Source organism: Paracoccus broussonetiae (genome assembly GCF_031854425.1).
In the GTDB taxonomy this organism is placed as follows: Bacteria; Pseudomonadota; Alphaproteobacteria; order Rhodobacterales; family Rhodobacteraceae; genus Paracoccus; species Paracoccus broussonetiae.
Map to the genome: position 1 here is coordinate 136,308 of NZ_JAVRQI010000014.1, position 14,284 is coordinate 150,591.

At 61.6% G+C, this 14,284-nt stretch carries 15 protein-coding genes and 2 pseudogenes; 14 read left to right on the forward strand and 3 right to left on the reverse strand.

What is annotated here, in order from left to right; all coding sequences use genetic code 11:
* Positions 1-80 precede the first annotated feature (80 nt).
* The 8 genes from RM190_RS17845 (at position 81) to RM190_RS17880 (ending at position 6,372) form a co-directional block, all read left to right on the forward strand.
* Entirely contained in the window at positions 81-665 is a 585-nt protein-coding gene (locus tag RM190_RS17845; RefSeq protein ID WP_311760818.1) for a (d)CMP kinase, read from the forward strand.
* 239 nt (positions 666-904) lie between these two features.
* Positions 905-2,584 (forward strand): 30S ribosomal protein S1, encoded by a 1,680-nt coding sequence (rpsA, locus tag RM190_RS17850; RefSeq protein ID WP_311760819.1) that lies wholly within the window; start codon positions 905-907, stop codon positions 2,582-2,584.
* A 205-nt stretch (positions 2,585-2,789) separates the two neighbouring features.
* Entirely contained in the window at positions 2,790-3,077 is a 288-nt protein-coding gene (gene ihfB, locus RM190_RS17855) for an integration host factor subunit beta (protein WP_311760855.1), read from the forward strand.
* Positions 3,078-3,112: 35 nt separating this feature from the next.
* Positions 3,113-3,511 (forward strand): LapA family protein, encoded by a 399-nt coding sequence (locus RM190_RS17860; RefSeq protein WP_311760820.1) that lies wholly within the window; start codon positions 3,113-3,115, stop codon positions 3,509-3,511.
* A 3-nt stretch (positions 3,512-3,514) separates the two neighbouring features.
* Complete coding sequence (locus tag RM190_RS17865) at positions 3,515-4,162, forward strand: phosphoribosylanthranilate isomerase (protein WP_311760821.1); 648 nt, start codon at positions 3,515-3,517, stop codon at positions 4,160-4,162.
* Positions 4,159-4,605 (forward strand): GNAT family N-acetyltransferase, encoded by a 447-nt coding sequence (locus tag RM190_RS17870; protein WP_311760822.1) that lies wholly within the window; start codon positions 4,159-4,161, stop codon positions 4,603-4,605. The genes RM190_RS17865 and RM190_RS17870 overlap by 4 nt, the downstream gene beginning before the upstream one ends.
* Positions 4,606-4,658: 53 nt before the next feature.
* A complete protein-coding gene (gene trpB, locus RM190_RS17875) occupies positions 4,659-5,891 on the forward strand; it encodes a tryptophan synthase subunit beta (protein ID WP_311760823.1) in 1,233 nt (410 codons plus the stop codon).
* Positions 5,892-6,000: 109 nt separating this feature from the next.
* Positions 6,001-6,372, forward strand: coding sequence for a hypothetical protein (locus tag RM190_RS17880; protein ID WP_311760824.1), 372 nt, complete (start codon positions 6,001-6,003; stop codon positions 6,370-6,372).
* Positions 6,373-6,424: 52 nt separating this feature from the next.
* Here RM190_RS17880 and RM190_RS17885 read toward each other — a convergent pair whose 3' ends face one another.
* Positions 6,425-7,045 (reverse strand): DsbA family protein, encoded by a 621-nt coding sequence (locus RM190_RS17885; protein ID WP_311760825.1) that lies wholly within the window; start codon positions 7,043-7,045, stop codon positions 6,425-6,427.
* Between the two features lie 91 nt (positions 7,046-7,136).
* Between RM190_RS17885 and alkB the strand changes: the two genes are divergently transcribed.
* Complete coding sequence (gene alkB, locus RM190_RS17890; RefSeq protein WP_311760826.1) at positions 7,137-7,775, forward strand: DNA oxidative demethylase AlkB; 639 nt, start codon at positions 7,137-7,139, stop codon at positions 7,773-7,775.
* Here the strand turns inward: alkB and RM190_RS17895 are convergent.
* On the reverse strand, positions 7,766-8,161 hold the full coding sequence (locus RM190_RS17895; RefSeq protein WP_311760827.1) for a VOC family protein: 396 nt from the start codon (positions 8,159-8,161) through the stop codon (positions 7,766-7,768). The genes alkB and RM190_RS17895 overlap by 10 nt on opposite strands.
* Before the next feature lie 222 nt (positions 8,162-8,383).
* Between RM190_RS17895 and RM190_RS17900 the strand changes: the two are divergent.
* The 5 genes and pseudogenes from RM190_RS17900 to RM190_RS17920 form a co-directional block, all read left to right on the forward strand.
* A pseudogene (locus RM190_RS17900) lies at positions 8,384-8,696 on the forward strand (IS3 family transposase); the annotation flags it as partial.
* A gap of 551 nt (positions 8,697-9,247) precedes the next feature.
* The gene (locus RM190_RS17905) at positions 9,248-9,709 is read left to right on the forward strand and encodes a hypothetical protein (protein WP_311760828.1); all 462 of its coding nucleotides are present in this window, start codon (positions 9,248-9,250) and stop codon (positions 9,707-9,709) included.
* Positions 9,710-9,830: 121 nt separating this feature from the next.
* Positions 9,831-11,600, forward strand: coding sequence for a SulP family inorganic anion transporter (locus RM190_RS17910; RefSeq protein ID WP_311760829.1), 1,770 nt, complete (start codon positions 9,831-9,833; stop codon positions 11,598-11,600).
* A 21-nt stretch (positions 11,601-11,621) separates the two neighbouring features.
* On the forward strand, positions 11,622-12,449 hold the full coding sequence (gene ppk2 / locus RM190_RS17915) for a polyphosphate kinase 2 (RefSeq protein WP_311760830.1): 828 nt from the start codon (positions 11,622-11,624) through the stop codon (positions 12,447-12,449).
* 607 nt (positions 12,450-13,056) lie between these two features.
* Positions 13,057-13,356 (forward strand): annotated as a pseudogene (locus tag RM190_RS17920) (IS66 family transposase); the annotation flags it as partial.
* 113 nt (positions 13,357-13,469) lie between these two features.
* Here the strand turns inward: RM190_RS17920 and RM190_RS17925 are convergent.
* The gene (locus tag RM190_RS17925) at positions 13,470-14,201 is read right to left on the reverse strand and encodes a sulfotransferase family 2 domain-containing protein (RefSeq protein ID WP_311760831.1); all 732 of its coding nucleotides are present in this window, start codon (positions 14,199-14,201) and stop codon (positions 13,470-13,472) included.
* Between the last annotated feature and the right edge of the window lie 83 nt (positions 14,202-14,284).

Below are 14,284 nucleotides of genomic sequence, written 5' to 3' on the forward strand. Positions count from 1 at the left end.
CATGCTTTTGCGCCTTGACCGGCGGGGCTCGCGACGGTTAGCCCGCGCATGAAAAGCCGCTCGGATCAAGGATGCCCGACATGCCATTCACCATCGCCATCGACGGTCCTGCCGCTTCGGGGAAGGGGACGATCGCGCGCGCCCTTGCTGATCGCTTTGGCTTTGGCCACCTGGATACGGGCCTGCTTTACCGTGCCGTGGGCGCGCTAGGCGGCGATCCTATCGTGGCCGCACGCGGGTTGAGCGCGGGCGACCTTCAGCGCGACGATCTGCGCACGGCGGCGGCCGGGCAGGCGGCAAGCCGCGTCGCGGCCATCCCCGAGGTGCGGGCCGCATTGGTCGATTTCCAGCGCAGGTATGCCCGGACCGAACCCGGCGCCGTGCTGGACGGGCGCGATATCGGCACGGTAATCTGCCCCGATGCCGAACTGAAGCTTTACATCACCGCCTCGGATGAGATCAGGGCGCGGCGGCGGGCGCTGGAACTGGGCGCGGATGAGTCCGTCATCCTTGGTGAGTTGCGCGAACGCGACGCCCGGGACGCCGCGCGCGATGTCGCCCCGATGCGGCCGGCCGATGATGCGGTCCTGATCGACACCTCGGCGCTTTCGATCGACGAGGCGGTGGAATTGGCCGTCGGGTTGGCGCAAAAGGCGGGGGCTTGAAGGAGCGGGCAGGGGAAAATGCCGGTTCCGCATTCGCCCCTCTGACCCGGAAAGCCTTGCCAGCCTGTGGATTAATCGCTATATCGCCCGCGTTGGGACAAGAGATGGGGCCATGACAGGCCATGTCACTCAGGGGTCGGGCCTTTGCCGCGACCCTTTGTGCTTATCCCGACGCCCAGAACAAGACCGGCGGAGACAACCGCCAGGCCAGAAAACCACGCAAAGGAAACTAGATTTATATGTGCGCTAAAGCGACCATGGAGGAATTCGAGGCCCTCCTGAACGAAAGCCTCGAAATCGACACTCCGGACGAAGGTTCGGTCGTCAAGGGCAAGGTCATCGCCATCGAGGCGGGCCAGGCCATCATCGATGTCGGCTACAAGATGGAAGGCCGCGTCGATCTGAAAGAATTCGCAAATCCCGGCGAAGCCCCGAACATCTCGGTCGGCGACGAAGTCGAGGTCTATCTGGACCGCGTCGAGAACGCCCGTGGCGAAGCCTCGATCTCGCGCGAGAAAGCTCGCCGCGAAGAAGCCTGGGATCGTCTGGAAAAAGCCTATGCCGCTGAAGAGCGCGTCGAAGGCGCCATCTTCGGTCGCGTCAAGGGCGGCTTCACCGTCGACCTGGGCGGCGCTGTTGCCTTCCTTCCGGGTTCGCAAGTCGACGTCCGCCCGGTGCGCGACGCCGGCCCGCTGATGGGTCTGAAGCAGCCGTTCCAGATCCTGAAAATGGACCGCCGCCGTGGCAACATCGTCGTGTCGCGCCGCGCAATCCTGGAAGAAAGCCGCGCCGAACAGCGCGCCGAAGTCATCGCCAACCTGACCGAAGGTCAGACGGTCGAGGGCGTGGTCAAGAACATCACCGAATACGGTGCGTTCGTTGACCTGGGCGGCGTCGACGGCCTGCTGCACGTTACCGACATGGCCTGGCGCCGCGTCAACCACCCGTCCGAGATCCTGTCGATCGGCGAGACCGTCAAGGTCCAAGTCGTCAAGATCAACAAGGAAACCCACCGCATCAGCCTGGGCATGAAGCAGCTTCAGGCCGATCCGTGGGATACCGTCGCCAACAAGTTCCCGATTGGCTCGGTCCATGCTGGCCGCGTGACCAACATCACCGACTACGGCGCGTTCGTCGAGTTGGAAGCCGGTGTCGAAGGTCTGGTCCACGTTTCGGAAATGTCCTGGACCAAGAAAAACGTCCATCCCGGCAAGATCGTCTCGACCTCGCAAGAGGTTGACGTCATGGTCCTGGAAATCGACGAAGCCAAACGCCGCGTTTCGCTGGGTCTCAAGCAGACCATGCGCAACCCGTGGGAAGTCTTCGCCGAGACCCATCCGGTCGGCACCGTCATCGAAGGCGAAGTCAAGAACATCACCGAATTCGGTCTGTTCGTTGGCCTGGACGGCGATATCGACGGCATGGTTCACCTGTCGGACATCTCGTGGGATACCCGTGGCGAAGACGCCATCCAGGACTTCCGCAAGGGCGACGTGGTGAAAGCCGTTGTTCAGGAAGTCGACGTCGAGAAAGAGCGTATCTCGCTCTCGATCAAGGCTCTGGAAAACGACGCCATCGCTGAAGCCGTCGAAGGCGTGAAGCGTGGTTCGGTCATCACCGTCACCGTGACGGCGATCGAAGATGGTGGCATCGAGGTCGAATACAACGGCATGAAGTCCTTCATCCGTCGTTCGGACCTGGCCCGCGACCGTCAGGACCAGCGCCCCGAGCGCTTCCAGATCGGTGACCATGTCGACGTCCGCGTCACCAACATCGACACCAAGACCCGCCGTCTGGGCCTGTCGATCAAGGCACGCGAAATCGCCGAAGAGCGTGAAGCCGTCGAACAGTTCGGCTCGTCCGACTCGGGCGCTTCGCTGGGCGACATCCTGGGCGCCGCGCTGAAGAACAAGGGCTGATCGCCTTTTGTGACAGTCAAGGACGCCTCCGGCCGGTCGGTCGGGGGCGTTTTTCATGCGAGATCCCGCCGAAGTTCGTGATCTCTTTAAAAAATCCGGCAACCTTTTTGGGGCGCGGCACGTTCTGGCATTGAAAGAAACGGGCGCTGATCTAAGATCGTTTGCGCAGGTAGTTGTTGGGCCCTTGCCAAAATCGGGAACCGAGATGATCCGATCCGAACTGATCCAGAAGATTTCAGAAGAGAATCCCCACCTGTTCCAGCGCGATGTCGAGCGGATCGTCAACACCGTGTTCGAAGAGATCATCGGCGCGATGGCGCGGGGTGACCGGGTCGAACTTCGCGGGTTCGGCGCCTTCTCGGTCAAGCAGCGCGACGCCCGACAGGGCAGGAATCCGCGCACCGGAGAGTCTGTCAGCGTCGATCAGAAGCATGTTCCCTTCTTCAAGACCGGGAAGCTGCTGCGCGAACGGTTGAACGACGGCGACGAATAGTCCAGATTGGCGGCCTGTTCGACTCTGGGGTAAGCATGCGCGCGATCCGGCTGTTTTTCATCGTCCTTCTTGCGGCGGTTCTGATCCTTGTAGCCTTGGCCAATCGCGGTGCGATGACGGTCAGCCTGCTTCCTGAAAACCTGACGCGCTTCACGGGCGGGCAGTGGTCGGTGACGATGCCCGCTTTCCTTGCGCTTTTCCTGGCGATGGTCTTTGGACTGCTGATCGGCCTGGTCTGGGAATGGATGCGCGAATCCAGCCAGCGCGCCGAGGCCAAGGCCCGTGCCCGCGAACTGGCGCGGCTTGAGCGTGAGGTGGGCGACCTTCGTCGCACCCATGCAAAGCCCAGGGACGAAGTCCTGGCGATCCTCGACGACGCCTCTGCGCGCCCGGCCTCGGGTGCCGGCGGCGCCAGCGTTCCGGCTCTGCGCTAAGCCATGTCGGTTTCGGTCAAGATCTGCGGCTTGAATGACCCGCAGGCCGTCGATGCGGCGATCAAGGCAGGCGCGCGCTACCTTGGTTTTGTCTTCTTCCCCAAGTCTCCCCGTCATGTGACGCCGCTTCAGGCGGCGTCCCTGGTGGCCGACGTGCCGCTGGGCATTGCGCGGGTGGGACTGTTCGTGAATCCCGATGATGCCACGCTGGAAAGCACGCTGGCCACCGTGCCGCTGGACGTGATCCAACTCCACGGCTCCGAAACACCGCAGCGCGTGACCGAGGTCAAGGCGCTGACCGGGCTGCCGGTGATGAAGGCGGTCGGCGTGGCCGAGCCCGAGGATCTTGAGGCTGTCTGGGACTACGGCCTCGTCGCCGACATGCTTCTGATCGACGCCAAGGCGCCCAAGGATGCGGCGTTGCCCGGCGGGAACGGGTTGGCCTTCGACTGGCGGATTCTGGCAGGCCGTCAGATCCTGAAGCCCTGGTTGCTGGCCGGGGGGCTGACGCCGGACAATGTCGCCCAGGCGATCCGCCTGACCCGTGCGCAGGGGGTCGATGTGTCCTCGGGCGTGGAAAGCGCGCCGGGCGTCAAGGACGCGGAAAAGATCCGCAACTTCATCGCACGCGCGACCGCGCCGATCCTGTGACCGTCAACTTTCGCCCCGCCAGTCGCGGCGATGTGGCGGCCGTCGTAGCCCTGCTGGCTGATGACATGCTGGGCAAGGGTCGCGAAGGCACGGATCTTGCCCCCTATGTGGCCGCCTTCGACGCCATGCAGGACGAAGGCGCGAACCTTCTGGTCGTCGGGACGGTCGGTGATACCGTCGTCGCCTGCTACCAGATCACCTTCATCTCGGGCCTGTCGCTGACCGCCGCGCGCCGCGCCCAGATCGAGGGGGTGCGCGTCGCCGGCCATCTGCGCGGCCAGCGCATCGGCGAGGTCCTGATCGCGGATGCCGAGGCGCGGGCGCGGGCGGCGGGCTGCACGCTGATGCAGTTCACGACCAACAAAAGTCGCGCCCAGGCGCATCGCTTCTATGACAGGCTCGGCTTTACCCCTTCCCATATCGGTTATAAGAAATCCCTCTGACGGGCTTTCACCGTTTCACAAATACCCAATCGCGACCGCGCACGAGGAGAGCCATGGCCGAGGACCTGATCAACAGCTTCATGAACGGCCCGGACGAACAGGGACGTTTCGGCATTTTCGGCGGACGTTTCGTCAGCGAGACGCTGATGCCGCTGATCCTTGCGCTTGAGGCCGAATACGACCGTGCCAAGTCCGACCCCGGTTTCTGGGCCGAGATGAACGACTTGTGGAAACACTATGTCGGTCGTCCCAGCCCACTTTATTTCGCGCCCCGCCTGACCGAAGAACTGGGTGGCGCGAAAATCTATCTGAAGCGCGAAGAGCTGAACCATACGGGCAGCCACAAGATCAACAACGTGCTGGGCCAGATCCTGCTGGCGCGCCGCATGGGCAAGACCCGCATCATCGCGGAAACCGGCGCGGGCCAGCACGGGGTCGCGACCGCGACGGTCTGTGCGCGCTTCGGGCTGAAATGCGTGGTCTACATGGGTGCGCATGATGTCGAGCGTCAGGCCCCGAATGTCTTCCGCATGCGCCTGCTGGGGGCCGAGGTCGTGCCCGTCACGTCGGGCCGCGGCACGCTGAAGGACGCGATGAACGACGCGCTGCGCGACTGGGTGACCAATGTGCGCGACACCTTCTATTGCATCGGCACGGTCGCGGGACCGCATCCCTATCCGGCTATGGTCCGCGACTTCCAATGCATCATCGGGCGCGAAACCCGCTGGCAGCTTGCCGAGCAGGAGGGTGAAGGCCGTCTGCCCGACAGCGTGATCGCCGCGATCGGCGGCGGGTCGAACGCGATGGGGCTGTTTCACCCGTTCCTTGACGATGCCTCGGTTCGCATCATCGGTGTCGAGGCCGGCGGCAAGGGTGTTGACGAACGGATGATGCATTGCGCCAGCCTGACGGGCGGGCGTCCGGGTGTGTTGCACGGCAACCGGACCTATCTGCTGCAAGATGGCGAAGGCCAGATCCTTGAGGGCCATTCGATCAGCGCGGGCCTCGACTATCCCGGCATCGGTCCAGAGCACGCCTGGCTGAAGGAACAGGGCCGCGCCGAATATGTCAGCGTCACCGACGAAGAGGCGCTTGCGGCCTTCCAGGTCCTGTGCCGGACCGAAGGCATCATCCCCGCGCTGGAACCCAGCCACGCTCTGGCCCATGTCATCAAGATCGCGCCGGACCTGCCGCGCGACCATATCATGGTGATGAATCTGTCGGGCCGGGGCGACAAGGACATCTTCGCGGTCGCGAAGCACCTTGATTTCGACATGAAGATCTGACGCGCAATCACCGCGCGACACAAGCGATGACGAGGACGCGACTGGCGGCAACCGCCGGTCGCGTCCTTGCGTTTCTGCGACATGATCCACTCTGGCTCAGGAGGCCAAGATGTTCATGAATCCCCTGAAAATCGCATTGATCGCTGCGCTGCCGCTGCTGGCTGCGGGACCGGCGATGGCATCGACATCCGCCCGGACCGCAACCGTGTCGGTGATACGGGACTATTCGGTGAAACAGCCGGCGACGGCCACTGACCATGCCCTGATCGACCAGTTGCAGCGGCAAGGCTTTCAGGATGTAGGCCTGATGCGGGACGGCAACCAGATCCAGGTTTCCGGCACGCGTCATGGCGAGGAACTGACCCTGCTTTATGACGGCATGCATGGTCGCTTGACCCATGTGAACGGCCAGCCCGCCCTCATGCAGCAGATGCAACAGGACGCCCAGACAGGTCGTGGTTCGCCCGGCGATGACAGATGAACAAGACAGGGCCGGGCCGGGATCTTCCCGGCCTCTGGCTTTCGGAAATACGCTATTTCCCCGCAGCGCGCGCTTCGGCCACCAACTCGGCCAGATCCTCGCGCGGCAGCGCGCCGAAGACGGCGCGATCCCCCGCAACGAAGCTTGGCGTACCAACCAAGCCGATCTGATCGGCAAGCTCGAGTGATTTTTCGATCTGGGCGGTAATCTCGGGTGCCTGCATGTCGCGTTCCAGCCGCGCGACGTCCAGCCCGATATCCCGTGCGATCCGCAGAACCGACGCCTTTTCGGCCTTGCCCTTCGTTCCCATCATCGCGCGGTGAAATTCGGGATACTTGCCTTGGTTTCGCGCTGCCAGCGCCGCCATCGCGGCATAGCGCGATCCTTCGCCAAAGATCGGGATCTCATGGACCACAAGTTTGATCCCCGGGTCAGATTCCAGCAATGCGGCGACGTCGGGTGCCGCCTTGCGGCAAAAGCCGCAATTATAGTCAGAAAACTCGACAAGCGTGACATCGCCACTCGGATTGCCCATGACCGGAGAAGCCGGATCGTCGAAGACCGCGGCCTTGATCGCCGCAACCTCGGCTTCTGAAAATTCCTGCGCCTGCGCGGGGAACAGCGGCAGGGCGCAGAACAGCGCGGTGACGAGAGCGACAAGGCTGCGACGCATGGGATGCTCCTGCGGAGTGTTCTATCCTGAAAGCCAGCTTGCTTGGCCTTGGTCAAGCATCTCTACATGACATTTGCGTGGGAGGGGGGCGATGACCCTGGACCTGTTCGGCGAAAGACGCGACGAGGCGATCGGGCCGGGGGCAATGATCCTGCGCGGATTTGCCCCGGGCGACGCATTGTTGGACGGGGTCGAACAGGTCGCGCGGCTTTCGCCCTTTCGTCACATGTTGACGCCCGGCGGACGCCAGATCGGGGTCGAGATGACGAATTGCGGTCCGCTTGGCTGGGTCAGCGACAGGCGCGGTTATCGCTATGAGGCAGTCGATCCGGCGACGGGCAGTCCCTGGCCCGCCATGCCCACGGACTTTGCGGCGCTGGCCAAGGCGGCCGCGGCGCAGGCCGGTTTTGCGGGCTTCCACCCCGACGCATGCCTGGTAAACCGCTATGCGCCGGGGGTGAAGATGGGGCTGCACCAGGACAGGGACGAGGCCGGTTTCGATGCGCCCATCGTCTCGGTCTCGCTGGGATTGCCCGCGACCTTCCAGTTCGGTGGGACGGACCGGAAGGATCCGATCGTCCGTCACGCCGTGGCTCATGGCGATGTCGTCGTCTGGGGCGGTCCATCGCGATTGGCCTGGCATGGCATCCTGACCCTGAAGCCGGGCGAGCATCCGCAATTGGGGCGCTGCCGGATCAACCTGACCTTCCGGCAGGCAGGTCAGAGATAGCGCCCGCCGCGCTGAAGCACTTCGATCTGATAGCCATCGGGATCGGCGATGAAGAAGAAGCGTGCAATTACCTCGCCTCCCGGCGCGAAATCGACGATCTTGCGCGGAGCAAGACCGGATTCCGACAGACGGGCATGTTCCGCTGCGACATCGGCCACCGACACGGCAAGGTGCCCATAGCCGTCGCCAAGGTCATAGGGTTCGGTCCGATCCTTGTTCACGGTCAACTCCAGCTCGAACTCGGTTTCGGGGTTGGACAGGTAGATCAGCGTGAAGCTGTCGAAGTCCAGCCGTTCGGCAACCTTCAGGCCAAAGGCGGTGTCATAGAATGCAAGCGATCGCGCCTCGTCCAACACGCGGATCATCGAGTGAATTGCCTTGGCCATCATCGTCTCCTGTCAGCTCGCGCGCAATTTAACGTCTGGCGGAGGAATGCAAAAGGTGGGTTGATGGGGTAGGGGGCAGCGATCGAGGCGAAGGGGGATTGCCCTCAGGATCGCCTTCGACTTCAGCTACGCGATGGTCGACAGTATGGCGGTTGGTATCTGGCCTGCCACGGGTTCTTCCTCCACCGTCTATTAGAGTCCGCCCTAACTTGAGGACGGACAATGAAGCGAACGAGATTCACAGACGAGCAGATCATCGGGAAGCCAGCCGCCCATGAGGCCGGCCTTCGACAATCGGAAGGCCAAGCCTGGCGACATGACGGTGACGGAGACAAAGCGGCTGAAGGCACCGGAGGACGAGAACGCCAACCCAAGAGGTTTCTAGCCAACAGGTGCCGAAACTGGCAGCGGTGAAGGAGTTGGCTTCGAAAAAGCGGCAGGGCCCGTGAAGCGCGAAGTGGCTGAGTCTTCGGGAGGGAGTGGCCTGTCGGAACGGTGGGCCTGTCACATCGTGGGCGCAGATCGAACGATTGTCAGCGGCAACGGCACGGAACTGACCAGTAACGCGACCCTGCAGTGATGTTCCGAGCACCGGTTCGAATGGCAAACATCGCCCTAGGAAAGCGCACGCAGAGCGGTTTGTCGAACGCCTCAACGGTCGGATGCGCGTCAATCTCGCTTATCTCCTCGGTTGCCTGGAGCAAGGGTCGGTTCAGTGCTTTACATCGGAACCGTCGACCGGGCTGGCGTCCTCCTGCCGGACCGGGTCGCCGGCCGGCCGAGGGCAGCGCGCATTGCGGCGCGATCTGGCTATCGGCAACAGGCTTTGGGTCGGACCGGTGCGCCATGTCACTCTCATGGCCGAGCCCGGGTCAAGGGCGGTCCGTGCCCAACGGTTCTGAAAGCGCGGCCTCCCCGAATTTCAGCCGCGATGCAGCAATCTGGCTCAGACCGGCTGCGTTAATTACTGTAAATTACCTCCCGATGCGAGCCAGGCTACCGCCAAATGTGGCATCCTGACGAGGAGCCGGTTGTCCGGAGGCTAACAGCATTTCCTGACAAATTCGGTGCAAGGAGCAACAGGATATGACCCAATCCGACCCCAAAGCCGCCGTCCCGACTGCGGAGGAGCTGCGTCTGCTGCATCTGCAAAAGGAAATGGAGGAAATGGAGCGCCGCGCCAAGCTTCTCGACGCCGAGCGTCAGGAGCGTGCCCGTGCCGCCGAGGAGTTCCTCAAGGGTGAGATCACCGAGCGTGAGCGCGAACTGATCCGCCGCCTTGTCATGAACGCGGTCGAGAAGGGCCTGTTCGAGGTCATGGTTTACAGTTTTCCCTCGAAGCTTTGCACCGATAAGGGCCGGGCCATCAACAACGCCGAACGAGATTGGCCCGAGACGCTGCAAGGCAAGGCAAGGGACGTCTATGACCGGTTCAAGGCAAATCTGCAGCCCAAGGGCTACAAGCTGAAAGCCATGATCATAAACTTTCCAGATGGCATGCCCGGAGACGTCGGTCTTTACTTGGATTGGGCACCGAAGGCGGTCTGATTGCGGCTTGGGATACTTGCATGCAGGCGAAGCGTCGCACAGCAGAGCATCCGGCCAGAAGGGCAGGGCAATCGCCTGCCTTTCATCGTCTGAGCAGGATTGAGTGGCGAGGTCTCAGTGAATGGTAGGCGTCCCACCCAGATTGTCGCCAGAAAACCGGAAGAAAGCCGGATCATCTGCCTGGCTCCGCGTTTTGCCGAGCCTGCAAGGTTATCGACCGGGATGGCTGACCTCTGACGTTTCAGCCGGGCTGGCCATTGCCGCTGTGGGCATTCCCAGCGCCATCGCCTATCCGGCAATTGCCGGGTTGCCCCCTGAGACCGGGATCTATGCCAGCATCGGGTCGGTGATCGGTTATGCGCTGCTCGGCCCCTCACGTCGGCTGATTGTTGGGCCGGAGGCTGCGACCATGGCCGTCATGGCGGCGGTTCTGGCCACAGTGCTGCAGCAAATGCCGGGGTTGCAGCAGGCCGATCTTGTCGGCGCAGCATCGCTTCTGTCGATTGGCGTCGGTCTCATCTGCTTTGCCGCCAGTGCATTGAAGCTGGGTAATATTGCAAGCCTGCTTTCACGGCCCATCCTCGCCGGGTTCTTCATCGGCGTGGCGATCTCGATCATCATCGGTCAGATCGGCCGCGTGACCGGGCTCAAGATTGAATCCGACGGGTTGGTCGGGCCATTGACCGAGTTGATACAGAAGGCGGACAGCATCCACTGGCCTTCGCTTCTGCTTGCCCTCATCATGTTCGTGATCCTGCAATTTGTCAGGATGCGGCCGGTGGGCATACCCGGCCCGGTGATTGTCGTCGTGCTGTCCGGACTGCTATCCGCAATCTTCGATTTCGAGGCCAAGGGGATCAGGATCGTCGGAAACCTGCCGACCGGACTGCCGTCCATCGGTTTCCCGATTCATTCAGGGTTGCCCTTTGATGATCTGATGTTGGGCGCGGCTGCGATTTTTGTCGTCAGCTTCGGCGCCGGCATCATAACGGCGCGAAGCTTTGCCGCCCGAACCGGCGAGGACGTGGACCCCAATGCCGAACTGCGCGGTTTTGGCGCAGCAAACATCGTGTCCGGCCTTCTGGGCGGATTTCCGGTCACTTCTTCGGATTCCCGAACGGCAGTGAACCTCTCGGTCGGAGGCAAGACCCAGCTTGCCGGGCTGGCGGCCGCGATAGTGCTGGCCATCGCTGTCGCCTTCTTTGCCGGATATCTGCGGATCCTGCCGATCCCAGCGCTGGGGGCGATCCTGATTGCCGCGGCGCTGAGCGTGATCGACCTCGACGGCTTGCGGCAGATTTGGCGCATCAGCCGGGTCGAGTTCGGCTTTGCCCTGATCGCCATGGCTGGTGCCATCAGTTTTGGCGTGTTGCAAGGGGTCGTCGTGGCGATCATCGCAACCTTTGTCTATGTGATCCTCAAGGAGATCCAGCCAAGGGTGGCACTGCTGGGGAGGATCCCCGGACGGCTGGGGTTCTACAAGCTGCACCGCTCAGCCGACGTGCAGCCTGTTCCAGGGCTTCTGATCTGCTTTGTTCAGGGCAATCTATTGTTTTTCAACACAGATCACGTCGACGATCAGCTTCGTGAGATGATTGCCGAACACTCCCCCGACACACGCTGGCTGATCATTGACGCTTCGGCGATAACTCAGATCGACAGCACCGCGATTGCCATGCTTGAGGACCTGCATCGCGATCTTGAGGGGCTTGGTATCCGGATGGGACTGAGCGAGGTGCAATCAAGCGTTTGGACGCTGCTTGAGCGCTGCCAATTCAGCTCAAGGCTTGGTCCGACAATGATATTTGACGATTTGGATGACGCATTGCGCGCCTTCAGGGCCGCGACGCCCGAAACGGCTGACGCGAGGAATGGACCAGCGCCGGAGTAACCGGCAAGACAGGAGAAGGTCATGGGCACGAAGAAGGATGTCCCCGTCGAAGTAACGTCGACGGATCAGGGTTCCAAGCTTGATCGCAAGACCTATGAGAAGGAGATCGCCCGCCTTCAGGTCGAGCTTGCCCATCTGCAGGCCTGGGTCAAGCACAGCGGGGCGCGCATCGTGGTGATCTTCGAGGGTCGCGATGCGGCAGGCAAGGGTGGCTTGATCAAGCGCATCACGGAAAAGGTCAGTCCGCGGGTGTTCCGTGTCGTGGCCCTGCCGGCGCCGAGCGATCGCGAAAAATCGCAGATATTCATGCAGCGCTATATCAGCCAGCTTCCCGCCGCCGGGGAGATCGTGATTTTCGACCGAAGCTGGTACAATCGCCCTGGCGTCGAGCGAGTGATGGGCTTTACCCCTGAAGCCAAGGTCAAGAACTTCCTGAAAGGCCTGCCTCAACTGGAAGCCTGGCTGGTCGGGTCGGGGGTGATCCTGCTGAAGTACTTCCTCGATGTCTCGGAGGAAGAACAGGAGCGACGCTTCCGTCAGCGCGTCGAGGACCCCGTGCGGCAATGGAAACTCAGCCCGATGGATGTTGAATCCTATCGTCGCTGGTGGGATTACACTGCGGCCTATTCCGAGATGATCCGCATGACCGACACCGAGCAGGCACCGTGGTGGGTTATCGATTCAAGCGACAAGAAACGCGCAAGGATCAATGCGATCACACATCTTCTGGCGTCCATCCCCTATAAGAGGGTCAAGTTCAAGAAGCCCGAATTTGGAAAGCGACAGGAGCGGCCGAAAGGCTTCGACAAGGATATCCATTTTCGCAATGTCGTGCCAAACGTGACATGACGCCATGCAGGCCCAACAGGCATGGGCGCCTGCTTGGGTTGGGCTTGAAGCGCCAGTTCCGACCATGACGTGGCGCATTTCGACGTCGCAACATTGGTGTCCCGCCTCATAGGCCACGGTCTTGACCGAATGCGCGCCAGACATGCCGACAATCTGACACGGTTCCGAAGTTGTCCGGCTGGCAACCACGATCACGTCGTCACGCTTCTTGCCGGGGCATGGGATATCGCTCCGCCACGCTTCTTCATCAGCCCGAGACCCCGTAAGAGTTTCGCTATCCGCTGCTGCAAGGGCCTTGTTGCGATAGCGCTTGGCTAGCGTCACTTCCGTACCGAACCAGTCCAGCGGCACGAAAGCCTCCGCAGCACCTCCGAAGGGAAACCCCAGTTCGACTGCCATCAACGTCGAGGTCATAGGCTGACCATTGGGAAGCCCATCCTGGAAACGGGTTTTTCCACCAGTATGATTCATGGAAATCGGGCAGAAAAATGCTCTAGTAAGTACCCTTTGCGCAGATCTCATGGGGCAATTTTTGCGCATCCGAGGCTTGTCAGTAAATACACCGATCATCTGCCGTTTTATCGTCAGGCCCAGATCTACAGCCGCCGAGGCGACGACCCACGGCAACCACCCCTCAGCCCGACTTGCCATCCGGTTGGAACGCTCCGCCGCGATCCTCACCCGTGTCGACGCTTGGCTAGGCCACCACCGCGTCCGCGCTTCCGTCAAGTCGCCATTTGGAGAGGCGTTGGCCCATATCGCCAAATATCGCGACGGCCTCAGCCGCTTCCTGACCGATGGCCACGACAAAATGGACAGCGACACCGTCGAGCGCACGATGGCAGCAACGCTTGCCGCCATCGTCAGAGGCCATAAACGGAGCCATATCGATGATCTGCCGTGGCACTCTACGCCGCCACCCTGTGTTCGGGACGCCGCTTACTCCGAGACCGAGTCTTTGATCAGTGCGCGGCCTAACGTTTAGACTCGGAGCAGGGGCAATAAAGGGTCGGAATATAATCAGAGTTGACGGCGTTGCTCCCTCAACGACAGCGCGAAATCGAACAGTGCGATATCTTGCTTCAGCGTGTTTCGGAGAACGGAAAGTTCTGCTTCCGTTGCACCCTCGGATGCCAAGAAGTCGTTGTTCTTGACGGAGCTGACGTTTCGCGTTTCGAACCCATCCGTGCTCCATCCAAGAGCAGCAGCGCAATCTTGGATGGCCTTGTCGAACTCGTGGAAGAATCCGAAGTAGCCCAGTTGCGCAAGCATCTTTTTGGCAGCAGCCAACATGTCATCGTCACATTCACGGACCCGATCAACTCCAGCGAGCAGCTGGGTCGCCTTGCTGACGGCGGAATAGTAAAACTCGCCTGGAGTGGTGGCGGCGCAGTAGTCGCCGAAACTGACCTCCCCGCTGGCAAAGGCCTCGTGCGCCGGATGGCCAGGAAAGTCGTGCTTAATGAACTTGTACTCCGAGATTGCCCGCTCGACCGGATCCCGAAGGAAAGTGAAGTAGTTGCAGGGACGATCCGTAAAATGGTGAACCACGGTTGGAATGTGCCCATACACCACCTGACAGTCCTTTAGCTTCCTTGTGCGCTCAGGCTCAAGTGCTTCAGACATCCCGACTCCCTGAGGGCGGTAAACGGGAAGGCTGCGGTCTTCCGCGTAGTTGGCCTCAATCAGTGAGCGGATGGAGCTTCCAGCGGCTTTGGGCACGTGGATGAATACGTCAATTTTCTCGGTCATGTCGCTCAGTTGATTTGATTGGCGGTGGGACCATGCGAGCTTACCTGTGCGGTGTCAACGCAGGTCCAGACACGTACACCCTC